This is a genomic window from Paenibacillus sp. E222, assembly GCF_013401555.1.
Lineage (GTDB): Bacteria > Bacillota > Bacilli > Paenibacillales > Paenibacillaceae > Paenibacillus.
Genome location: NZ_CP058552.1, coordinates 5,069,928 through 5,095,082 on the forward strand (window position 1 = coordinate 5,069,928; position 25,155 = coordinate 5,095,082).

At 48.4% G+C, this 25,155-nt stretch carries 21 protein-coding genes; 3 read left to right on the forward strand and 18 right to left on the reverse strand.

The window, feature by feature from the left end; genetic code table 11:
- Positions 1-35 precede the first annotated feature (35 nt).
- The 7 genes from HW560_RS22620 to HW560_RS22650 all read right to left on the reverse strand — a co-directional run bounded on the left by HW560_RS22620 (position 36) and on the right by HW560_RS22650 (position 10,337).
- Entirely contained in the window at positions 36-1,166 is a 1,131-nt protein-coding gene (locus HW560_RS22620; RefSeq protein WP_090898247.1) for an ABC transporter substrate-binding protein, read from the reverse strand.
- 74 nt (positions 1,167-1,240) lie between these two features.
- On the reverse strand, positions 1,241-3,214 hold the full coding sequence (locus tag HW560_RS22625) for a hydantoinase B/oxoprolinase family protein (protein WP_179264813.1): 1,974 nt from the start codon (positions 3,212-3,214) through the stop codon (positions 1,241-1,243).
- The gene (locus HW560_RS22630; protein WP_257032053.1) at positions 3,211-5,247 is read right to left on the reverse strand and encodes a hydantoinase/oxoprolinase family protein; all 2,037 of its coding nucleotides are present in this window, start codon (positions 5,245-5,247) and stop codon (positions 3,211-3,213) included. The genes HW560_RS22625 and HW560_RS22630 overlap by 4 nt, the downstream gene beginning before the upstream one ends.
- 25 nt (positions 5,248-5,272) lie before the next feature.
- Positions 5,273-6,025 (reverse strand): FadR/GntR family transcriptional regulator, encoded by a 753-nt coding sequence (locus HW560_RS22635; RefSeq protein ID WP_090898238.1) that lies wholly within the window; start codon positions 6,023-6,025, stop codon positions 5,273-5,275.
- 261 nt (positions 6,026-6,286) lie between these two features.
- The gene (locus HW560_RS22640; protein ID WP_179264815.1) at positions 6,287-6,949 is read right to left on the reverse strand and encodes a class II aldolase/adducin family protein; all 663 of its coding nucleotides are present in this window, start codon (positions 6,947-6,949) and stop codon (positions 6,287-6,289) included.
- A 53-nt stretch (positions 6,950-7,002) separates the two neighbouring features.
- Positions 7,003-8,505, reverse strand: coding sequence for a rhamnulokinase (locus tag HW560_RS22645; protein WP_179264816.1), 1,503 nt, complete (start codon positions 8,503-8,505; stop codon positions 7,003-7,005).
- Positions 8,506-8,546: 41 nt separating this feature from the next.
- Positions 8,547-10,337: an L-fucose isomerase gene (locus HW560_RS22650; RefSeq protein WP_090898228.1), complete on the reverse strand. Its 1,791-nt coding sequence runs from the start codon at positions 10,335-10,337 to the stop codon at positions 8,547-8,549.
- A 407-nt stretch (positions 10,338-10,744) separates the two neighbouring features.
- Here HW560_RS22650 and HW560_RS22655 point away from each other — a divergent pair, with 407 nt between their 5' ends.
- Entirely contained in the window at positions 10,745-11,755 is a 1,011-nt protein-coding gene (locus tag HW560_RS22655) for a LacI family DNA-binding transcriptional regulator (protein ID WP_179264817.1), read from the forward strand.
- Positions 11,756-12,120: 365 nt separating this feature from the next.
- Here HW560_RS22655 and HW560_RS22660 read toward each other — a convergent pair whose 3' ends face one another.
- From HW560_RS22660 to HW560_RS22670, 3 genes are all read right to left on the reverse strand, one after another.
- A complete protein-coding gene (locus HW560_RS22660; RefSeq protein ID WP_090898222.1) occupies positions 12,121-13,014 on the reverse strand; it encodes an NAD-dependent epimerase/dehydratase family protein in 894 nt (297 codons plus the stop codon).
- A gap of 93 nt (positions 13,015-13,107) precedes the next feature.
- Positions 13,108-13,824 (reverse strand): SAM-dependent methyltransferase, encoded by a 717-nt coding sequence (locus tag HW560_RS22665; protein ID WP_090898219.1) that lies wholly within the window; start codon positions 13,822-13,824, stop codon positions 13,108-13,110.
- A gap of 24 nt (positions 13,825-13,848) precedes the next feature.
- The gene (locus HW560_RS22670) at positions 13,849-14,829 is read right to left on the reverse strand and encodes a Gfo/Idh/MocA family protein (RefSeq protein WP_179264818.1); all 981 of its coding nucleotides are present in this window, start codon (positions 14,827-14,829) and stop codon (positions 13,849-13,851) included.
- Between the two features lie 174 nt (positions 14,830-15,003).
- On the opposite strand from HW560_RS22670, the gene HW560_RS22675 reads away from it, so the two are divergent.
- Together HW560_RS22675 and HW560_RS22680 are read left to right on the forward strand one after the other, a co-directional pair.
- Entirely contained in the window at positions 15,004-15,600 is a 597-nt protein-coding gene (locus HW560_RS22675; protein ID WP_306459249.1) for a bifunctional transcriptional activator/DNA repair enzyme AdaA, read from the forward strand.
- Positions 15,597-16,415, forward strand: coding sequence for an SPL family radical SAM protein (locus HW560_RS22680; protein ID WP_179264820.1), 819 nt, complete (start codon positions 15,597-15,599; stop codon positions 16,413-16,415). The genes HW560_RS22675 and HW560_RS22680 overlap by 4 nt, the downstream gene beginning before the upstream one ends.
- An 85-nt stretch (positions 16,416-16,500) precedes the next feature.
- Here HW560_RS22680 and HW560_RS22685 read toward each other — a convergent pair whose 3' ends face one another.
- From HW560_RS22685 to HW560_RS22720, 8 genes are all read right to left on the reverse strand, one after another.
- The gene (locus HW560_RS22685; RefSeq protein WP_179264821.1) at positions 16,501-17,607 is read right to left on the reverse strand and encodes a Gfo/Idh/MocA family protein; all 1,107 of its coding nucleotides are present in this window, start codon (positions 17,605-17,607) and stop codon (positions 16,501-16,503) included.
- A gap of 113 nt (positions 17,608-17,720) precedes the next feature.
- Entirely contained in the window at positions 17,721-18,449 is a 729-nt protein-coding gene (locus tag HW560_RS22690) for a ThuA domain-containing protein (protein ID WP_090898204.1), read from the reverse strand.
- Positions 18,450-18,615: 166 nt separating this feature from the next.
- Entirely contained in the window at positions 18,616-19,788 is a 1,173-nt protein-coding gene (locus tag HW560_RS22695) for a Gfo/Idh/MocA family protein (protein ID WP_179264822.1), read from the reverse strand.
- Positions 19,789-19,824: 36 nt separating this feature from the next.
- Entirely contained in the window at positions 19,825-20,871 is a 1,047-nt protein-coding gene (locus HW560_RS22700) for a LacI family DNA-binding transcriptional regulator (protein WP_179264823.1), read from the reverse strand.
- A 259-nt stretch (positions 20,872-21,130) separates the two neighbouring features.
- Positions 21,131-22,207, reverse strand: coding sequence for a class II fructose-bisphosphatase (gene glpX / locus HW560_RS22705; RefSeq protein ID WP_079695983.1), 1,077 nt, complete (start codon positions 22,205-22,207; stop codon positions 21,131-21,133).
- A gap of 583 nt (positions 22,208-22,790) precedes the next feature.
- Positions 22,791-23,357 (reverse strand): EVE domain-containing protein, encoded by a 567-nt coding sequence (locus tag HW560_RS22710; protein WP_371129130.1) that lies wholly within the window; start codon positions 23,355-23,357, stop codon positions 22,791-22,793.
- The gene (locus HW560_RS22715) at positions 23,354-23,920 is read right to left on the reverse strand and encodes a DinB family protein (protein ID WP_090898195.1); all 567 of its coding nucleotides are present in this window, start codon (positions 23,918-23,920) and stop codon (positions 23,354-23,356) included. Before HW560_RS22715 ends, HW560_RS22710 begins: the two co-directional genes overlap by 4 nt.
- 66 nt (positions 23,921-23,986) lie before the next feature.
- Positions 23,987-24,934, reverse strand: coding sequence for a helix-turn-helix transcriptional regulator (locus HW560_RS22720; protein WP_179264824.1), 948 nt, complete (start codon positions 24,932-24,934; stop codon positions 23,987-23,989).
- Between the last annotated feature and the right edge of the window lie 221 nt (positions 24,935-25,155).

A 25,155-nucleotide genomic window follows, 5' to 3' on the forward strand; every position in this document is an offset into this window, starting at 1 on the left:
AGAACCCGTTATCGTGGTTTGTCTGAGACCATCATTTATTGAAGTTTGGTTTTGACGAGTCGGTCCCATAGTTCCTTCCAGGAAGAGCTGTTCTGAGCAAGAACATCCCAGTCCGGATTGATCCCGTTACTCTGTGTTTCCACGGAGAAGGAAAGATCGTCCTTGTACTTATCCGGAACGGCAGCAGTTGTGCTGGTTACCGGTGTACCTGTTGCTTCAGCGTATTGTGACAGCGCGTCTGCGCTCAGCAGCTCATTAATAATTTCGTTGGCTACACGTGTCTGCTCAGGTGTTGACCCCTTCACAACCTGAAGTGTGTACGGGAAAGAAATGGCTCCTTCGCTCGGATACGCTACAGCGAGTGGAGAACCGCCATCAATCCATGTCTGTGCAACCTGTGCACTGAAAGGAGCAATCAGAGCATCGCCCGACTCCAGGAGAGCCTTCAACTGGTCATTGGATGTAACCAATGTGCCGATCTGGTCACTGTGATCTGCCCAGAATTGGAATGCTGGCTCAGGATTCTCATACGATGCGCCAAGCTCCTGTCCTTTGACTGCAAGAAGTGGAGAAATATAGGAATAGAACATGTAGTCCCAGAGTGCGGTTTTGCCTTTGAATTCCTCGTTATCCCACAGATCGTTCCAACTTGTTGGTGGTGTTTTTACAAGGTCTTTGTTATAGACGAGAGCGAAGCTCGAAACTCCCCACACGACACCCTTATTGTCAGGCTTGTGGAACTGATCCGGGATATCCTTGATATTGGTCACGATGCTTGTATCCAGTGGCTCCCACATATCATCGTTCAAGCCTTTTGCCGTCGCATCTGCGTTAAAGTAACCAAAGTTGACAACCGGATTGTTGGGATCTGCCTGCTTGCCAGCGACCATTTTCGGATACATGACTGCGTTGGATGATTCCTCAAAGGTAACCTCGACGTTTGGATGCTCTTTGACGTAATTTGCAACCACTTCTTTTGGAACGACATCCTGATTGGAGCCAGCCCAGATAAACATGGTCAGTTTAACCTTGTCTCCGCTTCCTCCGTCGGACTCTCCTGCTGTATTGCTGGAGCTGCTTGCTCCACCGCATGCTGAAAGCACCAGTGTACCGGCCAGTGTCAGTGAGGCGAGGCTGAGAAAGCGTTTCTTGTTTGATTTAAACATGCAAAATTCCCCCCATCGATTTAGTTGGTTTTATGGATGTGACAAAATTAGATCGTTTTCCTTCATGTAACTGATCACTGCAAACCTATTTTCTGACGCAACCCTTCCATAATGCCGGATATCTCATGTGGTGCTACGGAAACGGCCGCTGTTTGCTTCTCTTCCACGACTCCCATAGTTTGACGCTTCAGGTAGTCTCTGAGTGCCAGCGGAACATTCAGCAGTGCCTGATTCAGCGATACCTGCATCTCGTCAGTCCATATGGCCTCGAACTGTTTCCTTGTCCAGCCATAATCGAATTCTTCCTGCTGTCGTTCCCACTTAGCCCGCAACTGTCTGGTCTCACTCTCGTTCAGGTTCCGGCCTTCTATGACTACACCATACAGTTCAAGAGCCTTTTCGGTAGATACCAGCCCTCTTCTAACATCCTCCAGAACCAGCAATGGATCCCGATCAAATGGATCACCATAACCACCTCCACCCTGTGAAAGAAACGTCACCGTCTCTCCGGGTTGGAGCAGCAACTCATCAATTCTTCCCAGATGATGTTCACTTGCACGTCCAGCGTTGAGAATCGCTTCCCCATGGGTACCTACACCTCCGCCAAGCCTACCCCACGGATGAAACTCCATACGCTCCATATTTCTGGCGGTCATTACGGTATCTGGTGTAAGAATTTTGACACACAGGTCGATTCCGCTTCCACCACGGAAGGTTCCAGCACCAGCAGAATCCGCACGAAGGCCATAATGCTCTATGAGCACAGGCATCTCGGATTCTACTGTTTCCGCAGGAATATTTCGAAGATGACCCACTGCAAAATCCATGCCATCAATGCCGTCTTTCATCGGTCTTGCTCCTGAACCGCCACATATCGGCTGGATCACACCAACCTTTTTCTTGCCATCTGATGCATCTGTCATCGCCATCATTACGATGCATGCCTGTCCGGCTCCTGCAGCGGGGACCTTGCTGGCCTGGGCTTTGCCAAGAGCACCTGTGATGACATCCATTAGCCGAATAAAGGTAGCTGCTCGTGCGCCAACCGCTGCCATCGGCTCCGGGTTGAGAACTGAAGCCGGTGGTGCGTAATTTCGAACCATGCGAATCATGCCCGAATTCCATGGAATCGTTGGATCGAGCGTACGGAAATAACGAATGAGTGCGGGAACCAACATGTAATGCCCCTGTTGATTGTGGGTAGGAATATTGAACGAAGCTCTGACCTGAGGGTCGGTTCCGCTAAAGTCCAGATGAATATCACTGCCCGCAATTGTCATTTTGCAGCGCAATCGGATGGGATAACCGCCAGGGCCTTTCTCAAGATAGTCCCAGAACTCATACGAACCATCCGGGATCTCCTGTACGATGGCGCGTGCCTTCAACTCAGCGTATTCCAGCAAATGCTCAATACCCTGCTGAATTCGCTCTACACCGTAGCGGCCGATAAGCTCTTCTAGTCGCTGCTCCCCCCGATTCAAGGCTGCCATCAGTGCCTTGAGATCACCGAGGTTTTGCTCCGGAATGCGGCTATTGTCCAGAAACATACGAAGTATTTGCTCATTAAGCACGCCTGCTTCATACAGCTTGACTGGAGCAATTCGAATGCCTTCCATATGAATATCGTAGGCGCTAGGAGATACGCTCCCCGGTACCTTACCACCTACATCGGAGGAATGAACGAAGCACATGCCGTATGCGACGATTTTCCCTTTGTGAAAATAGGGCTTGATCAGATGAACATCCGGTAGATGTGTCACCATGCCTTTGGTGGAATAAGGATCATTGCAGATGACCAGATCCCCTTCCTTCCAGTCTGTAATGCTGTTTATGGTCGCCGCTGCGGGGATGCCAAGGGACAGATTGTAACCCGTCTCCAATGGCGACCCAAACGTTTCCCCGGATGGTGACAAGAGGTAGGTTCCAAAATCGCCCGTTTCTTTAACAAAAGCGGTGAATCCCGTGCGCAGCACGACATTGGCCATTTCCTCCACCGCAGCTTGAATCCGGTTGTTGAAAATTTCAAGAAAAACCTTGTCGCCAATCATTGCTCCATCTCCCCAATCACATTCCCGTAACCATCCCGATATACCGTAAAGCCAGGCGGGATGAAAATGGTTGTATCATATTCCTCCACAATTATGGGCCCGTGAATGGGCATATCCAGTGGGATCTGTCCCCTCTTTAGAACTTTTGCTGTTCGCTGTTCTTGGTCAAAAGTGATAATCCGTTCTTCTGCTTCACTCTCATCGAAAGGCAACTCTGCCGGAGATGCTGTGCTTTGGGTGGGCAGAATGCCAACAATGGTCGCTCTCAGACTGACGAACATCACATCAGCTTCCGGCTGGCTGATGCCAAACACATTTTGGTAGTACATATCGAAATTGTTCCTTGCTTTCTCAGGATCGGCGATTTCTTCGGATGTGAGCGCAACCTCCAAATCAAAGGCCTGACCTTCATAACGCATGTCAGCGCTATATAAGCAATAGATATGTTCCAGTTTCACTCCGCCGCGTGCTTCCTCCTCAACCCAACTACGCCCCTGATCCTCCAGTCTGGTGTATAGATTCGATAACTCGCCAGGCTCAAGCGTCTGACTGCTTTTGTGCAAGGTATGAACGAAATCATTGCGAAGGTTGGCAACCGTACAGCCCATGGCACAAAGTGTTCCTGGAGATGGTGGGATCAGCACTCGGCGAATGCCCACTTCACGCGCCATGAGAAAAGCATGCATCGGCCCAGCTCCACCATAGGCGAGCAGCGTAAAGTCACGGGGATCAACACCCTTGCGTGCCATGAGCGGCGAGAACTGGGCATACATATTGGCGGTGGCCACATCAAGAATGGCCTGTGCAGTTTGCGTGGGACTTAGTCCAAGTCGTTCGCCAAGATTGCCAAGAGCACGTTCTGCAAGCTCGGGGTAGAGACGCATCTGTCCGCCAAGGAATCGATCAGCCTGCAAAATGCCCATTTGCAAATAAGCGTCCGTTGTTGTTGGCTCTTCTCCCCCACGATGATAGGAGGCTGGACCCGGATTGGCTCCTGCGCTTTGTGGTCCTACCTTGAGTACACCTACGGAATCGAGCCAGGCAATGGAGCCCCCACCCGCTCCAATCGCGGTTACATCCACAGCGGGAATGATGACTGGAAAATCCCCAACCTTATTCTCGGTAGAATAGGCAGGCTCTTTATCGATGAGGGCAACATCAACGCTTGTCCCGCCCATGTCGAACGTGATGACTTGATGAATGCCGGCCTGCTCGGCAATATGGGTTGCGGCGATTACGCCGGAAGCAGGTCCGGACAGAAGAGTACGTACAGGCTCTTTGGCCGCTCTGGCCGCCGTCATGATTCCACCATTGGACATCGTGGACAGCAAATTGGCTTTCAGACCGTAAGCGCCAATTCCTTCTTGCAGACGAAGAAAGTATGATCCCATACGTTCCCCGACATATGCATTCATGGCCGTGGCGAGTGTGCGTTCGAATTCACGCTGCTGCGGCCAAATGGCACTGCTTCTGCAGAGAAACAGGTGCGGATGACGTTCCCTGATTAACTCTTCCGCGAGTTGCTCATGATCAGGATTGACATAAGCGTGCAAGAAACTGATCGCCAAGGCTGTAACCCCCTCTTCCACCAGCTCGTCTACTGCTTGAAGAAGTTGCTCCTGATCCAGTGGTTGAAGTATGCTGCCGCTCGCAAGCGCTCGCTCATCCACTTCCTTAACGAGATGTCTCGGAACAAGCGCATCGGTCTTGTCACCATACAGATTGGTAGTATCCTCGAGTCGCAGCCTTCGAATCTCGAGAATATCCCGGAAACCTTTGGTGACCAACAGACCTGTAACTGCGCCGTTACGCTCAATTAGGGTGTTAACACCAAGCGTTGTTCCGTGTACAAACAAATCGATCTCATGAAGATCGATTCCGCTTTCCTTGAGCTGATCAAGTGCATTAAAGATCGCCTGTTCCGGAGCTGCTGCAATCGATGGCGTCTTTAGTGCCGCAATCACCCTGCCATGATTGTCCATAATCAGGGCATCCGTGAATGTGCCTCCGATATCTATCCCCAATCGATACATTGTTCTCACAAGCTCAACTCCTTTATCACCGGGTCTCATCCGAAGTTATATTAAGGTTCTGCATGGCAAAATATCGTTTGACATCCTCAATCATCTGGTTAATATGATTCACCATGGCCGCTTCAGCCTGTTCCGGGGAGCCCGCTGCTACAGCCTCCAGAATCCGCTGATGGTCCACAACCAGTTCGCTTCCTACTCTTTGCCTAATATAAGCTGTTTCCAGGAAATCACGGCTTGTCTCCCAGACCAGTTCAACGGCATGCAGCAAAATCTGGTTTTGAGCCGCATAAGCCAACAGCCTGTGAAATTCCCGGTCCTCCTCATAAGGAATAATATTCTGGGAAAGCAATTGATGCTGGGTAGCAATGGAGGCTTCCAGCAGCACTATGTATTCTTTTGAGGCTCTTTGTGCTGCCAGGGAAGCAATCTCCCGTTCCAGAGCCCTTCTGGCTACAAGGACATCGAGCAGAGCCTTTTCACCGGAATGGTTCAGCATCTGAATGAGCTGGGAATTCACACTCTTTTGCTGTAAATCCTTCTCCAGAATCTTGATTTGCTCCAGCCCCTGTTCGGTCAGAATCCTTCCCTTCCGTCCCTCCAGTATCGTGAAACCTTCAACGTCCATCTCCATAAGTCTTCTTCCGATTGTAGCCTGACTTAGACCGTACGTTTTGCCCAGGGTATGAACCAACGTGCTGGCCCCGATGGGAGCGCTCGCGTCCCGAAGCTGCTTCAGCAGTTCGTATTCCAACTCCAATTCGTTTAGTTCAGGACCCACTAAATTCACTCCTCATATATAAATATTTGTATTTCTTTTATTGTTACTCACTGATGATTAACGACAGTATACCTTCAATTGTCAATATTTTCAATAATTCTCACCCAATTACTATGTATTTTTTTTCGACCATGTACTACCCGTTTGATCCAAAATAAAAAAAGAGCAATTCACATCCTGTATTCCAGATTTTTCTGGAGGACGTAATCTGCTCTTATTGAGATAACCTTCTATATACTTCGTTTAATTATAAATATTCAATTATGACTTGAGTTGTTGCAGCAGCTGTACGCGGTAGGCTTCACTTTCAAGAGATTGGATCTCCTTGTATTCTTCCGCAGTAAGCACTTTAGGCTCCCCTGCTGCCTTGGCGATCATGTACACCTTGGCGCTTTCCTCCACCACCTGGGTGCGGTAGTAGGCTTCGCGCAGGTTTTTACCTGTCGTGACCAATCCGTGGTTAACCAGAATAAGCGCTGTGTGATCTTCAACCTTGGCAGCCACCGCATCAGCAAGAAGTTTGGTCGTGGGCAGAACATAAGGAACAAAGCCAATATCTCCCACCAGTGCAGACTGATCAGGGAACAAATGAGGCAATTCATCGAAAACAAGACTCAGGGCGATGGTGTATGCCGGATGTGTATGCACAATGGCTTGAATGTCAGGGTTGACCCGATAGCTATACAGATGCATCAACACCTCCGAGGAAGGACGTGTCGATCCGGCCCGTGTCTCTCCTGTCGCAATATCAATCGCAATCCATTCGTCAGGCTCCAGATCCTCTAGTGCGTAACCACTCGGCGAAAGAAGCATCGTTCCTTCAAAACGGGCGCTCAGATTGCCCCCAGGTCCAACCACCAGCCCCTGAGCAACCGCTCTGCGGGCATATTTGGTCAATTCTTCCCTTACCTGTTGTTCAGACATGTTCTGCTCCACTCCTTTGACTTTTCTATTTGAGCATTTTACCAAATGCTCATCTAATTGGATTTGCTCGCCAATGTTTGATTCAGGTATTGGTATCTTACGTAGGCCTCCTGCCATCTTGCGGTGTCTTCTGGCTCATAGGTTTCGGGAGAAAAGGAAGCAGCCATAACTTCTCGCACCTCAGACAAGCTGCTCACTTCGCCATGTGCCAGGAACTGCAGCATGCAATTTCCGGCGGAAGTTGCCTCGGCAGGACCCGCTATCACCGGAATCCCTGCTGCATTCGCCGTAAATTGACACAATAAGCGATTATGCACCCCGCCACCGACCATATGAATCACCCGTGGCCGGGTGCCTGTAACTAGCTCCAGTTCATCCAGAGTCTGTCTGAACTCCAGTGCCAAACTCTCGAGAATACAACGCACAATGGCTCCGGTCGTTTCGGGTATTGCTTGGTCGCTGGCACTGCACTGCTGCCGGATTCGCTTTGGCATGTCACCAGGTGCCAAATACACTCCATCACCTGGCGATACATAACATTGATGTGCGGTTGCCGAAGCAGCGAGCTGGACCAGCTCCTCATGGGTAAAACGTTGATTCTCCCGTTCCCACTGCCGTTTGCACTCCTGTAATAACCACAGGCCTGAGCGATTCTTCAAAGTTCGCACTTTGCCATTTACCGTGCCCTCATTGGTGAACCCTAGTTGACGGCTACGATGATCCAACACAGGACTGTCGCGTTCCACGCCCATGAGAGACCAGGTGCCACAGCTGATAAAGGCAAATTCCGAATCTGTCGCAGGAATGGCTGCCAATGCAGATGCAGTATCATGTGAACCTACCGATATCACTTGCATTGGTTCAATCTTCAGCTCTGCACACAAGTCATCCGTTAACTGCCCCAGCACCGTGCCTGGCTGTACAAGAGGTGTGAATAACGTGTCCGGAATACCCAGTCGGCCCATCAATTGTTCATTCCAACGGGCATCTCCGGCATGCAATAGTCCACTTGTACTTGCAATTGTGTACTCGCTGGCCTGCTGACCAGATAGATAATAGTTAAATAAATCCGGCATTAATAACATGCGCACATCTGGCCGCAGAACTTCCGAGTGCTCGCGCACACTTCCAAGCAGTTGAAATACCGTATTGATTTGTTGTGGCAGGACGCCGGACATGGAATATAACTCTTCTTCATTCACCATGCGCAGGGCTTCTTCCATCCACTTCGCATTACGCGATTCCCGGTAATGGCGTGGGTTGAAACATAATCTTCCCTCCTCGTCCACTAATCCATAGTCGACTCCCCATGTATCCACAGCGATGGAACGGACCGGTTGGGAGATGCCTTGCATGCCTTTTACAATCCCTTGTTTCAGTTCGTGGAAAAGTCGCAGGAAATCCCAGTACAATCCATCTCCCAGGTGTACAGGATCGTTACTGAATCGATGCACTTCCACTAAAGAAAGCTTGCTCCCGTCAAAAGTCCCACGGACCACTCGGCCGCTTCCGGCGCCGTAATCGGCAGCAAGCACATGTGTTGCTTGAGTTCCCATCTCTCATGCCTCCTTCGCTTCCGCGACAAGCCGTTTGGATGTTACCGATATAACGGTCCAAAGACGCTGCATGCCCGGTAATCGGCACTTTCCGGTTCACTTGTGCCGAACAGTCCCCAGGCACGTGGACGGAAAATCTCGGATTCCGGTACATTATGCATACTCACCGGGATACGAAGCATGGAGGCCAGTGTCAGGAGATCTGCTCCGATATGTCCATAAGAGATGGAGCCATGGTTCGCGCCCCATTGATTCATTACTTCATAAACCGAAGTAAAAGCTCCTGAGCCCGTCAGAACAGGTGCAAACCAGGTGGATGGCCAAGTCGGATCTGTCCGCTGATCCAGCGTATCATGCACATCCTCAGGCAGATCGACCGTGTAACCTTGAGCCACTTGCAGTACCGGACCAAGTCCTTTCACCAAATTGAGACGCGTCATCGTAACAGGCATACCGCCCTTGGTCAGGAAATCAGCCGAATAGCCGCCGCCCCGGAAATATTCTACAGATGCCGGACGCCACGAAGTGGCTTTCAGGCAGTCCTGAACTTCTTCGTCTGTAATTTCCCAGAAAGGCTTGAGCACAGGCTCACCCGCTCTTGATTGTTGCCCTGTACCGTCCAATGCCGCAGAACCGGAGTTGATCAGATGCAGAATACCGTCCTTTGCCTTTCCTTCCAACTGGTGCCCTGTCACGCGTTTTACCGAATCCGGGCTCCAATAGGTGCGTACATCTGCGAAGATTTGCGCGGTATGGGTAAGCAGGGAACCAAATAACATCGACACACCATTCAGGCTGTCGTTCTCTGTTGCCACCAGATAAGGGGAGCGTTTGCCATTCCAGTCAAAGGAAGAATTCAGGATGGACTCCAGAAAATCACCGTTGGGTGAATGATCCGTCCACTGTCGTTGTCCCTGAAACCCGGATACAATTGCGTGGTGGCCCATGGATTCTTCAGTGAATCCCAGCTCCGCCAGCTTCGGATTGCCAGCCATCAGGTCACGTACGATCTGCGTCATTTTCACAACCGTTTCCCATTCATACTCTTTACGTTTGCGATCTGTTTGCAGATGGGCAGGATTGTTGTCAGGTCCTTCACTACAGTTCTCCTTCACCCAAGCCAGTGCCAGCTTATACTCCTCAGGATCGTAGATTTCTTCTTCTATACGACGAGTAAGTTCACTCATATCCACATATTCGTTCCGCATGCCCAGATACTCCTGGAAAAAGGAATCGTTCACGATGGAGCCGGCAATACCCATGGATACCGAGCCGATGGACAGATAAGCACGTCCCTTCATGGTTGCAGCGGCAAGACCCGCACGGCTGAAGCGCAGCAATTTCTCACGAACGTCATCAGGAATCGTCGTATCTCCTCCGTCCTGAACATCCTCGCCATAGATACCAAAAGCCGGAATTCCCTTCTGTGCATGGGCAGAGAGTACTGCTGCCAGATATACTGCGCCCGGACGTTCGGTTCCGTTAAAGCCCCAGATCGCCGTAGGAATGGAAGCAGACATATCCATCGTTTCTGTTCCATAACACCAGCAAGGTGTAACGGTAATGGTCACACCCACGTTGGAGCGACTGAATAGTTCCGCTGCTGCCGCTGCCTCGTTCACGCCGCCAATACAGGATTCGGCAACGACGCATTCTACCGGTGATCCATCGGGATACCGAAGTTCTGCTGCGAGCAGTTCGGCAACGGAAGTTGCCATGCGCATCGTCTGCTCTTCCAAGGATTCACGAACACCCTTGCGTCTGCCGTCAATTGTGGGACGAATACCAATCTTGGGAAATGCCTGTTTATAACGATAGTCCTGATGTGTCATACGAAAACGTCCTCCTTCAATGGTTTCATAGAATAGGTACGAATTACTTGTGACTTGTCTGTTTGTAGTTTGATGGGGCCAATTAGGATTCTGTTCCTTCTCTTCACCGATAACCGAGGTAATACACCACGATTGCATGTCAACGGTCAGTTGTTTTCTTATTATGAATGCGTTTACAAATACTTGATTAAATAAACCGCTCTATATTATTGACTCCGTTCTGCTGTCCTGTGATGGAGTATGAAGGAAGCGATATGAGCAAAAATGAAGAACGGTTAGACTGAAATACATCAATTTTTTTATAATTAGGGTTATCGGTAACCCTAAGATAGCATGAGCCTATGTTGCTGTCAATCGGCATTATCCTATAGAATGGAAAGACTATGTTGCGGAAAGGTTAGATCCTATTGATTACCATTTATGATATTGCCAAAAAAGCCAACGTCTCCGCCATGACCGTCTCCAAAGTCATTAATCAAACAGGTCGCATCAGTCAGGCGACACGTGAGCGTGTACAACAGGTCATCGAAGAACTTGGTTACATACCCAACTCGAATGCGCGCAGTCTTGTGCTGCAACGGACTCAGATGCTGTCATTGTTGATTACAGATATTACGAATCCCTTCTATACAACGCTGGCCCGGGGGGCTGAAGATGCTGCCAATCTGCGTGGGTACCGTCTCTTGTTCAGCAATAGCGACGAGGACTACGACAAGGAGAAAAATTATGTGGAAACCATTCTGTCTACCCGCGTCGATGGTGTACTGTTTGCACCTGCAGGGGACCGCTCTCTGAATCACCTGAAGCAGCTTCAGGAACGCAATATTCCGTTTGTTATTTTGGACCGCACTGTCCCTGGAATCACATCTGACGTTATCGCTGGAGACAGCCGGGATGGTGCGCTTCAATTGATTCGATATCTGACGAATCTGGAACATCGCTGCATTGCTCTGGTTAATGGTTCTTCCGAGGTTTCGACTGCGCGGCTGCGAGAAGAAGGATACATGGAGGGGCTCCGGGAAGCCGAGCTGCCCTTTGATGGAGACTTAATCCTTCGAACGGGCTATCGGGATTTCAGCGATGAAGTAGGTATCGACAGTTTGCTTGCACATCCACACAAACCTACAGCCATATTTGCAGCAAATAATATGCTTGCCATTGGCGTCATTCGACTTTTACGTAAACGGGGGCTGCGTGTTCCTGAAGATATCTCGGTCGTCTGTTTTGATGACCTCGATCTGGCTTCTGCCTTTGATCCCTTTCTCACGGTTGCTGCACAGCCTGCCTATGATTTCGGTGCCATCGGCATGCAGATGCTCATCGACCGAATTGAAGGTAAGGCTCCCGAAGAACCGCAGACCGTTATTATGCCATCAGAGCTGCGTATTCGCGCTTCGGCCTCTATACCTTCCCAATAAAGAGGAAAATCAATTGAAGATCAACTCTGACTTGAGAGAAACTGTTTTGTTGAAGCAAATAAAAACAGGACGCATCGGAGAGTATCTCTCTGACCGCGTCCTGTTTTTTATTAATTGTACCTCTTATATATATGGAATTTATATAAATTGAACTAAGCATTTACACAAGAACGTAGAGGACAGAAATAACCTGAAGAAGCGAAGCTAAAAGCTTTCTGAAAGAAAGCTGCATCGGAAGCATACGCTTCGCCTTTATCCCCGGATTTTCCCCTTTGAAAATGGGAATCCAAAAAATCTGGGGATAACAGCGATCGGAAGGTTGTTCTGTCATCGGAGTGGCAAGTGTAAATATTCTTTAGTTCCATTTATCCCTCGGATTGAAGTGCCAGAGCAACTTCGCGAACCAGACCCGGGAACCAATCCATTAATGCTTCGAACGTATATCCCGCCTGCTCTGCTTTGGACGTATCCATAGTCCAGGATTCCGAAATTCCAAAGGGTGACATGTCTTCTTCGATCGTTTCCGTCAGTACCTGGGATTGCATGCCTGTTACCGTTTCGATCAGATGCATCATCGCGGAAAGGGTTATCGCTCCTTTGGAAGCTGCATTCACAGGTCCAGTCATGGATGAATGTCCAAGCCAAGTGAGAAATCTCGCGGCTTCGGTGGAGTTGATAAAACCAATCTCGGCGTTCGGATTGGGCATGCCGATAGGTTTTCCTTTTTGCACATGTTCAATATGAAAATGGAGTCTTCGCGTGTAGTCATCAATTCCGAGTACAATCGGAATGCGCATCGCCGCCACCGGGAAATCCGCTTCCTGGAAAAACACAGCTTCCGCTAAGCGTTTACCCTCTCCATACGAGAAATCTTCATGGCTTCCATATTGCACCGGGTAGGTGTACGGATCAAAATCGGCTTCCGTAAATCCAGGTCGAGGATCTCCATATACGGAGAGCGTTGACGTCAAAATGTATCTTTGGGTACGCCCCGCAAAAGCTTCGCAAGCCGACTTCGCCGCATCCGGCGAGTAACAGATGTTGTCATAGACAATATCCCACATGTCGGTCTGCGCAACCTCGGCAAGAGATTTCGGGTCCTCTCGATCCATTTTAATCCGATTGACCTCGGGTCCAAAGTCTACATTCGTTTTGCCGCGAGTTGCGACGGTGATTTGAGACTTTCCTTCCCACAGTAAATGATCAACCAGACGTTTGCCGAAGAACCGTGTCCCACCAAGTATAAGTACTTTTTTCATCCGATAAAACCTCCTAACCTGTTCTGGTCATGCGTATCTTATTAAAACCTTCATGAATGAAGTGCTGTCTGTGCTGTTGCAATTCAGGTATGTTTACCGGGATTTCACAATATGGAGCATCGTGTGTGCTCCACGCTGGAATTCGTATAAAGTTTTCTCTTCAGATGTAATATATCCGCGTTCTTCCAGTATAGCCTTTAATTGATCCATATGCTCATAACGCTTGCCAGACAAGTCTACCGTAGGAAAAATACGCAGCTCCCGTTTGCTCACACGCAACAGCTCAAGGATCGTCTGAAGATGGAATTCGGCATCCAGACGATCTGCATACGTAAACAGGAAATGCGCAGACAACGTCAGGTCGAATTGTTCATCGGCAAAAGGTAACTCCGGCAGTACAGAAGCCACATAACGGTCAGGGAAACGTCTCATATCCGCTACACAATCGGTGATTGCACGTCTACGTTCTTCTTCCAAGCCATGGATCGAACCGAAATCATCCCATCTATATTTGTCTTGTACTTGTTCCATTTGTTTCATCGTATGTTCAATATCCTGAAGTCCCTTCACTTCCAGTTGGCCGATCTCATGTTCATAGGCAATATCCGCTGCCATGGGATCTGCACCCCACTTTCGCGAATGGCTGCTGAATGAACAAGCCCCACCTGGACAATCGAGAATAGACTTACCTTTAATTTCTTCCACGGTCAGGTTGAACATCTTCATATATTCCTCGAAGGTTCGCCCGATAAAAATAATCTGTGCCAGCTCCAGGCCGGCTACTCTGCTCTTCTGCTCATCTCTGCTCATCTCGTCTCAGCTCACTTTCCAGAATTAATCGTTAGGAAAAACAAGACCAATCTGCTGCCGGATCTGATCCATTACCTGCATGGTAACATAGGAACGTTCATACGTGTTCATGGCCGATTCCTTTTTGCCCTGCTGAATCAGATTGACAAACTCCTCCACCTCATAATACATCGACGGATGAATTTGCTCGGCAGTGAGTTTTTCCACCGTACCATCATTGTAGCGTATCTCCGCATGCTCAGGTGAACCAATTTTGTCAATGATGATGCTGCCGCGTTCGCCCATAATTTCGCTTGGAACATGAGAGTTGGAGATTTTGGAGTACGTCACTACCGCTTCCATCTCATCATAATTCAGAATGACACTGCCTTGTCCATCTACCCCGGATTCCAGCATCACTGCCTGGGACTGAACTTGTTTAGGCTCGCCAAACAGCGTAATCAATGGATAGAGACAGTATACACCAAGATCCATTAACGCCCCATTAGCAAGATCGGGTTTGAACGCATTCAGGACGATTCCTTCCTTGTACTTGTCGTACCGGGAAGAGTACTGGCAGTAGCTTGCCACATATTTGCGTACCGGGCCAATTTTATGTAGGTGAGATTGTACCATTTTGAACGAGGGAACAAGGGTCGATTTCATCGCCTCCATGAGCAGAACTCCATGTTCTTTCGCTGTATCAATCATACGACGGACCTCTGCCCCATTGGCAGCCAAAGGTTTCTCGCACAGTACATGTTTGCCGTTTCTCAGAAACAACTCTGCCTGCTCCGCATGAAAGGTATTGGGTGTTGCAATGTACACCGCATCAAGACCATCACTCGTCGCCATCTCTTCGAGGCTGGTGAATCGAAGTGCAGCCTGATATTGATCTGCAAATGCATTAGCTTTATCTTCAGTCCTTGAGTATACGGCGGTCAATTCGAATCCTTCGACTTGTGCAGCGGCCTCAAGAAGTCTCTCTGTAATCCAGTTGGTACCTACCACGCCAAAACGAATCATTCAATCTACCTCTTTCATAAATAAATTTCACGCTTAAACAGCTTGCCATCCTGTACATTGTAGCCTATATTTCATTCAGATTGAAGGGATGTCCTTTTCCAACATATTGATATCTTGCTTTTTTGTTTGAAACTTCGTCCATCTCCGTAAATCAGGGGTATAATGAAACTTGAGGTGATTCTTTTGGAAAGTCACAATTCCTATCAAACAGATTCTGTTCCTATAGATGACAAACAGTGGAATGCCATTATCCACAACGACAGCAGCTTTGATGGTAAATTCTATTACGGTGTCAAAACAACAGGCATCTTTTGCCGACCTTCCTGCAAGTCGAAAGCACCCAAATATGAGAATGTCTCTATATTTAACAACCCTGAAGAAGCATTAGCTCTACATTTCCGTCCATGCAAACGGTGCAAACCAACGGGCGAGCGAATCCCTGATCAGGAATGGATTTCTGTTGTAACAGACTATATTGAACATCATTTTGTCGAGCCTCTAACACTAGATATTCTTGCAAATGTGAGCCACGGGAGTCCATATCATCTGCATCGGGTGTTCAAACGGATTACAGGTCTAACTCCGGTGGAGTATATTCAGGAAAAAAGAGTCACCGAAGCCCGGAAATTGCTTGAAAGCACCCGGCTCACTGTTTCAGATATCGGTCGACAGGTTGGCATAGCCAATCCGGCGTATTTTATTACTGTATTTCGAAAACATACAGGCAGCACACCTGCCAATTATCGTGAACAAAGGCGTGATCCATCATGAAGACCAATTTGGTATACAAAGTACCTAAAACATTGCTGAACAAAGGAACCGGGTTCCTTAATGGTTATACGCATACGCTGAATCCCTACACAGGCTGCGCTTTTGGCTGTTCCTACTGTTATGTAAGGCAAATGCCCGTCTCTTTATTTCGTAATGAACCATGGGGCAGCTGGGTTGATGTGAAACAGGAAGCCGCCAATGTGTTTGCCAAAGAGCTGAAGCGTGCGAAATCAAAAGGTAAAGTCACTCTTTTTATGTCATCCAGTACAGACCCGTATCAACCCATAGAATATAAGGAGCAAATCACGCGGTCTTTGCTAGAAGTCATGGTCCAGCATCCACCTGATTTTATATTGGTACAGACCCGAAGTCCATTGGTGACCCGAGATATCGATCTGCTGCAAAAGTTGGGTGACCGGGTCCGGGTTAGCATGACCGTGGAAACGGATCTGGATGATATCCGCAAGCAGTTCAGTCCTTCAGCTCCGCCAATCGCTGGCAGATTGCGTGCACTGGAACAACTCCGAGATGCCGGTATCCCCACACAGGCTGCTATTGCGCCAGTATTACCCAGCAGCGAAAATTTTGCAGCCATCCTGAGGCCGCTTGTTGATCGTATTTGCGTTGATGATTACTTTATGGGAGATGGCAGTGAGGGCAAACGAACCCGGAGACTTGGCATAAAGCCACTTTACGAACAAGTGGGCAAGGAAAATTGGTACAGTCCTGAGGCATACAAAATGGTAGTCGAGCGAATGAAGGCACATTTTGAGGAAGATGAAATTTGGATTAGCCAGGCCGGATTCGAACCCTGAAACCCTGATCATGCCTTGATATAAAATGAAAATAGCCCTGCTTCCCTCGCATCGGGAGTCAGGGCTATTCTTCTAACTTAATCGATTATTGATCAAGTGTGTACAATGGAAGATCTGCCGGCAGTGCAGCTGGGCGCTGACATGTGCTTTCCATTTTATAAAAAGTCTGCTCATCCGAAGAATCATGGAATGCCCACATGGCTTCAAGTACATGATAGGCCAGCTCTCCACTTGCTCTGTGAGCGCGACCGCTGCCCACTGCATAAGCCATATCTGCAACACCGATGCCACGTGTATTTTCCTGATATCCTGGAAGAAGAGGCACCTCAGTCCACTCCTGATCTCCCATCAACCGGTAACGAACCGGACCGCCGAATGTGTTTGGATCAGGAACCTGTAGGGTTCCATGGGTGCCGTATACTTCAATCGGTGGCAATACACTTCCGCCAAATACGTCAAAACTCGTAATCAGCGTGCCGATAGCTCCCTGCTCAAATTGCAGCAATCCAGCTACATGCGTCGGAATTTCTACAGGGATGCTCTGACCCCGCTTTTTTTCACTCGTGATCGTCCGCTGCTCCATCGCTTTGCCCGTCATGCCAGCAATGGACTTGATTGGCCCAAGTAATTGTACTAGCGCAGTCAGGTAGTAAGGCCCCATATCAAACATCGGCCCACCACCGGCTGCATAGTAGAACTCCGGATCGGGATGCCAGTGCTCATGCCCACGGCTCATCATAAATGCGGTAGCTGCCACAGGTTTGCCAATGACACCATCCTCTACCACTTTGAGTGCAGTCTGTATGCCTGAACCAAAGAACGTCTCTGGTGCACAGCCTACCAGCAGACCTTTACGCTTGGCCGTTTCCAGAACCGTCTGACCTTCTTCGCGTGTAACGGCGAGTGGTTTTTCCACATATACATGTTTGCCTGCTTCGAGCGCTCTCAAGCATACATCCGCATGAACGGCAGGGATTGTCAGATTGATAATCAGGTCGATCTCAGGGTCTGCCAAAATTTCATCTACCGTATATACGTTAGGAACAGAATAAGCAGCTGCTTGCTCCTCTGCTCTGCTCCGGTCAAGATCCGCAACCGCAATAAGATCGAGCACCTCAAATCGGTGACAGTTCTCCATATAAATACCGCTGATTTTACCGCAGCCAATAATGCCTACTTTCATTGTTTTCATGCTTGGACTCCCTTTCTGTTCCCACTGGATATAGCGCTTCCATAAAAACTCTAGATGGCTGTGATGTGGGGCAATATTTTTTCTCAACGGATGTGAATTAGATTGAATATAATTTAGTGACTTTGGTTATCAGCCATTCCTGTGTAAACTTCCGCCAATTCGTTCGTACGGCTATGCGCAAGTGCTTTACCTGCGGCAGTCCATTTGAAACCACTACGCATCATTTCAGTAACTTGTTTCATCTCCACAATATCTGCATGGTGTCCGAGCGAATTGTAGAACACACGGCCTGCACCCCAGCGCTTGGTCCAAACGACTGGCATATCTACTGGGCCATTGGCTGCGTGAGGACCGTTAACAATTGGGAAACGTGTTGTTGCCAGCACTTCCACTGCAGGGTCCACATGCAGGTAGTACTGTTCACTTTTCACCTGGAAATCTTCAATATGATCCAAGAGCGGACTGGAACCACGCTTCATGTTTACCGTGTACTCCACGCCGTCGTTCCCTGGATGCGCAACCCACTGTCCACCCGTCATGAACTGCCAGTCGACGTTGTTGCGGAACGCATCACACATCCCGCCATGAAGACCCGCAAGACCCACGCCACTCTGGACAGCCGCAGATACATTATTGACCAGTTCCTGTTCAATCTGCCCCATCGTCCACAGCGGAATGATTAGGTCCAGACCCAGCAGTTTCTCTGCATCCGCATAAGCTTCCAATGTATCTGAGACTTCAACCTCGAATTGTTCTTCCTTCAAAATGCGTTCAAAAATTGCTGCTACCTGCTCTGGTTCATGTCCATCCCAGCCGCCCCATACGATTAGTGCTTTGCTCATCACTGATCACTCGCTTTCCGGAAGTTAAGTTATTGTCATTCTCTATCGGACCTTACGCAAACTCAAGACCTCTCCGAGGTCAACATCCTAGCTAAAATCTAGTTTATTTATTTCAAATGGGTGCCACCATGATGTCCACTTCGCAATTCAGTGAGTGGCTCAATACTTACATTTCTTCTAGCGACACCCAGCGGCGCTCTGTAACGGAACGTTCAACGGCTTCCAATACTGCTTGACAGGCAACCCCATCATGGAAACTTGGCTCAGGCTGCCGTCCTTCGGAGATCGCAGTCACCAGTTCCAGCATTTCATGTGTGAACGTGTGCTCGAATCCAATCGTATGTCCTGCAGGCCACCACGCCTCAGCATATTTGTGTGCCGGATCGGTCGCCAGAACACGGCGGAAGCCCTGCACATCTTCATCGTCCTTCGTAAAATACACTTCCAGTTCATTCATCCGTTCAAAATCAAACCGAACGCTTCCCAGACTGCCGTTGATCTCAAAGGAGTTGGTACTGCGATGCCCTGCTGCAAAGCGTGTAGCCTCAAAGCTTCCGAGTGCACCATCTGCAAATCGTGCCAGGAACAAAGTGGCATCATCTACCGTCACTTCTCCCTTAGGTGCACCTGCGTTCGAACTGCCTTTGGCACTAAGTCCGGTCATTTCCGAAGCCAGCGGCCGCTCTTTAATGAACGTTTCGCTCATCCCGATCACTTCCTTGAATTCACCCACCAGGAAACGTGCCAGATCAATTAGATGTGCGCCAAGATCGCCATGCGAACCGGAGCCGGCCACTTCTTTTTGCAGACGCCACACCAGCGGGAACGAAGGGTCCATAATCCAGTCCTGAAGGAAAAACGCACGGAAATGATAGATTTTGCCCAGACGTCCGCTTTGCACCAATTCTTTGGCCAGCTGCACAGCAGGAGAGAAACGGTAGTTAAATCCGACCATGTGAGCAACCCCTGCTTCTTCCGCAGCCTGGAGCATTTCACGCGAATCAGCGAGCGACAGTGCCAGCGGTTTTTCACAGAACAGATGTTTACCTTGGCGAGCGGCTTCCAGCGCAATTTCCTTATGGGCATCACTTGGAGCGTTAATATCGATCAGATCGATGTCATCACGTCGCACCAGCTCGCGCCAATCCGTTACACTTTCAGACCAGCCGAACTGATTGGCAGCCTCCTGAACCCCCTGCTCGTTACGTCCACAGATTACCGACATCTCGGGCTGCAGCGGTGCAGACGGGAAAAACATCGGCAAACTGCGATAAGCATTGCTATGGGCTTTCCCCATAAATTTGTATCCAACCATTCCGACACGAAGACGATTTGACATGGTCATTTCCTCCTTTGGAATATAACTAGCAATGTATTAATTACGGATTGAAGAGGTACGGATAATCAGTTCCGTAGGCAATAACTGCCTTGCAGTTTCTGAGGGAACTTCGGAATTCACTGATGCAGCTGCTGCCCCCAATGATTCATGAATAAGCTTGGATGCAGCCAGTTCACCCATTTCATAAAAGGGAACCCTGACGCTGCTCAGCGGCGGAACCGCCATCTCGGCTGCATCGGAGTCATCGTAACCCACAAACGCGGGGAAATCCTGAACCTTGATCCCACGCTCACGTAAACCATGCATAACACCGATCGCCATCCGATCATTCGCAGCAAATACAGCGTCAATCTCGTCAAGTCGGGTTGCGATGGTGGCAGCTGCCTCCACACCGCTTCGTCTGCTGTAATTTCCCTCCAGCAATAGACTGGAATCCACCTGCATTCCGGCTTCATTCAGCCCGATCTGGACGCCCCGAAGCCGCTCCTGACTGTTGGAATAGCTGTCTGGTCCATTGAGAAAAGCAATGTTCCGATACCCTTGATCGGTAAGGTGACGGATTGCCTGCCTGCTGCCCTCCACATGATCGGCATCCACTTCCATGAATGATTCGCCTGCAAAGTGCTGGCTCATAATGCAAAAGGGATGCCCTTCCTGCTTAAGCTGCTGCATGGCAGCCAGTTCCCCATGATCATCTCGCGCGCCGAGAATGATGCAAGCATCCACTTTCTGACGGCGGAACAGATCCGTATAATTCATCACTTCACCCGGTGTCCTGAACATGACTAGCAGGTCCATGCCGTTGTCCCTGGCTTTGCTCCCAATGCCGCTCAGCATTTCCGAGAAGAAATACGCCGAGAACAAGTGCGCCTTCGGAACATAGGGCAGCACCACGCCAAGGTTACCACTTTTACTTCTCGCAAAGCTGCGGGCCAGTGCGCTGGGCACGTAACCCAATTGATCGGAAGCTTCAATAACCTTGCGGCGGGTTTCCTCTTTAATAGGACCAACGCCATTAAGAACTCGGGAAACTGTAGCTTCCGAAACACCGGCAAGATCAGCCACTTCTTTACGGGATGCCATGGATCTCACCTCCTTCATGTTTCCTGAACACATGCAAAACCGGTGCCATGTATCAATTAATTATGTACGCGCGTACATCTTCTCATGTGTTGTAACCGTTGTCAATGCTTTTAACACAAAAAAAGATGGGGATTTGTGTAAACAAATTCCCCACCTTTTGCTTACTATATTTTCTTGTAACTTGTCCTACATTCCCTAATGATTCAACTGTCTACAAATTGTCATTTATTGGCCCAACTAACTAGAGCCCATACCTGCATCAGGTCGTCACGCCGTTACCGACGGATGATTGACTGAACTCAGCCTGTTCCAAAATAGTGACATGACTTTGAATGCGATCCGAAGGCTCAGGTGTCGATTGAAGCTGCCGCACTTTGTGCAACACTTCCTTATTAGGAAGGAAATGCTGAGAACGGATGAAACGAATGGTTTTGGTTTTGGCACGCATGACAATGGAATCGGTCTCTGCCCGGTCATCTGCGAGGTAACGCACTCCTCCAAGAATCTCACCTGGGGTAACACCAGTTGCTGCAAAAATGACGTCTTCCGTGCCGATCATATCCTGCATCGTTAATACTTTGTAGGGATTATCGATCCCCATTTGCAAGCAGCGCTGGAATTCATCTGCGTTCGCAGGCATTAGGCGACCTTGAATCTCGCCCCCCAGACAGGACAAGGCTGCTGCTGCAAGTACACCTTCCGGTGCTCCGCCTGATCCAACATACAGATCAATTCCTGCCTCTGGAAAAGCAGGTGCCATCGCACCAGCAACGTCACCATCACTGAGGAACTTGATTCGCACACCAACCTTGCGTAATGTCTTGATTGTGCTCTCATGTCGTACACGGTCCAGAATCATGACAGTTAGATCAGAAATGTTTTTGTTCAATGCTTCAGCAGCTTTCTCCAACGTCACTTCAACCGGGTCTTCGATACTGACCTTGCCCACCAGAGCCGGCCCTACAGCCAGCTTCTCCATATACATATCCGGTGCGTGGAGCAGGTTGCCTTTTCCCGCCACTGCAATAACCGATAAAGCGTTGTTCAGGCCCTTGGCTACGATCTCTGTACCTTCCAAAGGATCTACAGCCACATCAACCTCGGGTCCCTCAGCGTTCCCGACTTCCTCGCCGATATACAACATGGGTGCTTCATCCATTTCTCCTTCACCGATTACCACCGTGCCGCGAATGGACACGGAATCGAACATGGCGCGCATAGCCAAAGTAGCCGCCTCATCTGCACTGTTCTTGTCGCCCCGCCCCATCCAGGGTGCTGAAGCTAACGCAGCCAATTCTGTTACTCGGACAATTTCCAACGCCAGTTCGCGTTCCATTTTTCCCACTTCCTTTCCAGTTTCCAAAAGCATACATTGAAAGCGGTACTAAATCCATCGCAAATCCATATGAAATTGATCTAAAACGGGCGTAATAGCCCGATTTTGAGAAATGAGACCATTCTGTCCCTCGTCGATAAATGAACACATTTACACACGAATGAACATGCCATGTTACAGGTCTACTCCACCGGATTATATCTGGTTTGTAGCAGTGTCTTCATTTTTTTTTTCGATACTCCATATTCATTGCGTTGAGTGTGTCTCAGGAACAGATTAGCGCAATAATAATTCATATAACAACGTTATTTATGTAATTAAACTTACATTGCCAAAGAGAATTATCATCCATTCCCACGTTCCTCGAAAACGATTTAATTAAGGTTGCTATAACCATTCTGCACTTTCAACGAAACAATATTGAAGACCTTATAAGTGAGGTTTATCATTCAAAAATTCGAACTGAAAATCCACCTAAATCCTGCTCTATCCACCCCTTAAACATGGTTAACAATATAGATACAGCTTATGGATGTCATCGAAAATAATAAGTTTACATAATAATTATTACGTTGTTAAAAATTCAATTCTTTTTATTTCCCGTCAAAAGGTTTTCTGCCTCAGTCCCCAACATGGCAACTGCAATTTTCAGAAAATCCTCTCTTTGAATCTGCAAATGACCATATCTAAAAGGATATCCCCATCGCGCCTGTCCCCTAGTAAGGATCAGTTGATCCAGTAAATCAGCGATCTTCACCTGCTGACAAGGATAATAGTGAACATTCCTCCGATGCGGTACAAAGGAATCCGACACATGGTACGTGTACACCTGATCGTCTATTATACGCCCTATGGCGGTAAATGCTTGAAGTACCTTGCCTCCTTGCATGCTTGTTCGGGGCGAATAATAGATCAGCCAGTCTCCTGCATTCATTCTTCGCAGTGAAGCTACCTTGCCGTGACAGAGCTGGGCGAAGCCCCCTTCCACCCCTTTTTCCACATGGGATGCAGACACGACCCCGATCCAGTAGCGGTTTCCTTCATCAGATTCTGCTTCTATATCTAACTGATGGGACAGAAATTCTCTCGTATGAGTCTGCTGAATTTCTGTATTATTTGCCATCAAATCATGCTTTGCCTGTTCATTCATCTCTGCACCTGTTCTTCCCATGCCTTTTTCAAACGCTCAAGCTGCAAGAAATGATGACGATAATGCATCTCCACCAATGCAAACCATTCCTCAGCATTTAAACCACCGAACCTAGGATGTGGCAACGTAGATTCCAGCGTTGTTCCTTCCAACAGCACTTCTAATCTCCGAATTTCATCCCTGACCTCATTAAATCCTTGAATTATTGTTTCTCTTCCATCCGGTTGTAGTGGAGTATACTCAGGAGAAGCAGGAACGTGGATACGTATTGGTGGAAAACTTGCTTGCGCAAAAACAACTTCCCCTGTTTCTGTTTTCCCCTGGTTTTTCTTCTTACCCGAGTTCTCGTCTGGGCTTATACAAAGTTGAACATTGGCTAAATGCATTTTCATCGCAGACTGAATTAAATGCTGGTACATCTGGCCCACCGACCACTCAGTCTCACTGGGTTTGTAGCTTAACTGAGCATCGCTCATCTGCTCCAGTTCCTGCAAATAACGTTCCAGCGTCAGTTCAAAATCTCGTCGAATCTCATCGTTGTTCCTTGTTATTTTCGTTTCCATACCAATACACAGCTCCTTCAATCGGTTATAAACCGATCATACACAAACACTACTGACAACGTTATGTCAGTAGTGTTTAAGGAGATTGCTTGCTTCCTCGCGAATACGGATTCTCAACGATTCAGGCTCCAAAACCAGAGCCGAGGCTCCCCAGCCAAGTATCCAACGCAGTACATCTTCTGGATGCCTTACACGAAAATCTGCGTATAATCCATCTGTTTGCAGCTCTGCTTTCTCCATGTAGTAATTATTCGCTTCAATCACTCGATCTGCAATTCGACCATGAAACCATACACGGACATGAACATCACGGTTGTCAGGTGGTGAGTAGCTATGAATATTAAAATCAGGAGGAAGATCGAATGAATCTGTACTAATCTCCAGATCGCTCATCCGGGATATACGAAAATGACGAATCTCCTGTCGCAAATCACATCGGGCAATCAGCATCCATGAACCTTGCATCCAAAGCACCCCGTAAGGGGAGGCCAAACGAATGGTCTTTTGCACGGTTTCATTCATAGTTCCAGGTTTATGGTAATGAAAACGAATTTTGAGCTTAAGCTGCATTGCCTTGCGGATGATTCCCATATGTTCGATCTCTCGCTCGCGTGCATCACTGTCAGGTGAACGAAGTAAACGGATACCCTGTTGTATCTGCCCCACCTCTTCCCGAAGAGGCACGGGCAGGATGGCTTCAATTTTGGAACGGGACGTAAGAGATGTACTTTTGTAGTAGTTATCGAAGCGCTGCTCCACAAAATCAAGTCCGATGAGAAGTGTTACCGCTTCTTCAGCTGTGAAGCTGATCGGAGGCAAAAAGTATCCTTCCATAAGCGAATATCCTACTCCGGGTTCTCCCACCACAGGAACTCCTGCCTCACATAACGCCTGAATGTCTCTGTATATGGTTCGGACACTTGTTTCAAACAAGAGGGCCAAATCTTCCGCACGTTGAACCTTCCCCCGCTGCAGCTCAAGTACAATGGCCAGCATACGATCCGATTTGTTCACGAATCATCCCTCCTTGTGTGTAATATCAATTACACCATCTTCATAGGACATTTATTATAAGTAACATATGGTCAAATGAAAAGTATACTAACGAACAAGTTTTCGCAATGCCCGCATCGAACCATTTTCGTATGTTGTTTCATCAAACAACAACAACAACAGCAAAGACCAACCCCCAGAACATAGGTTGGTCTTTAAAAACTCTTATGATATTGAAATTC

Excerpts from the sequence above, each read along its gene's own strand:
- HW560_RS22620 (WP_090898247.1), bottom strand. The coding sequence starts at position 1,166 with ATGTTTAAATCAAACAAGAAACGCTTTCTCAGCCTCGCCTCACTGACA.
- HW560_RS22625 (WP_179264813.1), bottom strand. The coding sequence starts at position 3,214 with ATGATTGGCGACAAGGTTTTTCTTGAAATTTTCAACAACCGGATTCAA.
- HW560_RS22630 (WP_257032053.1), bottom strand. The coding sequence starts at position 5,247 with ATGTATCGATTGGGGATAGATATCGGAGGCACATTCACGGATGCCCTG.
- HW560_RS22640 (WP_179264815.1), bottom strand. The coding sequence starts at position 6,949 with ATGTCTGAACAACAGGTAAGGGAAGAATTGACCAAATATGCCCGCAGA.
- HW560_RS22645 (WP_179264816.1), bottom strand. The coding sequence starts at position 8,505 with ATGGGAACTCAAGCAACACATGTGCTTGCTGCCGATTACGGCGCCGGA.
- HW560_RS22650 (WP_090898228.1), bottom strand. The coding sequence starts at position 10,337 with ATGACACATCAGGACTATCGTTATAAACAGGCATTTCCCAAGATTGGT.
- HW560_RS22660 (WP_090898222.1), bottom strand. The coding sequence starts at position 13,014 with ATGAAAAAAGTACTTATACTTGGTGGGACACGGTTCTTCGGCAAACGT.
- HW560_RS22665 (WP_090898219.1), bottom strand. The coding sequence starts at position 13,824 with ATGAGCAGAGATGAGCAGAAGAGCAGAGTAGCCGGCCTGGAGCTGGCA.
- HW560_RS22670 (WP_179264818.1), bottom strand. The coding sequence starts at position 14,829 with ATGATTCGTTTTGGCGTGGTAGGTACCAACTGGATTACAGAGAGACTT.
- HW560_RS22680 (WP_179264820.1), top strand. The coding sequence starts at position 15,597 with ATGAAGACCAATTTGGTATACAAAGTACCTAAAACATTGCTGAACAAA.
- HW560_RS22685 (WP_179264821.1), bottom strand. The coding sequence starts at position 17,607 with ATGAAAACAATGAAAGTAGGCATTATTGGCTGCGGTAAAATCAGCGGT.
- HW560_RS22690 (WP_090898204.1), bottom strand. The coding sequence starts at position 18,449 with ATGAGCAAAGCACTAATCGTATGGGGCGGCTGGGATGGACATGAACCA.
- HW560_RS22695 (WP_179264822.1), bottom strand. The coding sequence starts at position 19,788 with ATGTCAAATCGTCTTCGTGTCGGAATGGTTGGATACAAATTTATGGGG.
- HW560_RS22700 (WP_179264823.1), bottom strand. The coding sequence starts at position 20,871 with ATGGCATCCCGTAAAGAAGTGGCTGATCTTGCCGGTGTTTCGGAAGCT.
- glpX (WP_079695983.1), bottom strand. The coding sequence starts at position 22,207 with ATGGAACGCGAACTGGCGTTGGAAATTGTCCGAGTAACAGAATTGGCT.
- HW560_RS22710 (WP_371129130.1), bottom strand. The coding sequence starts at position 23,357 with ATGAATGAACAGGCAAAGCATGATTTGATGGCAAATAATACAGAAATT.
- HW560_RS22715 (WP_090898195.1), bottom strand. The coding sequence starts at position 23,920 with ATGGAAACGAAAATAACAAGGAACAACGATGAGATTCGACGAGATTTT.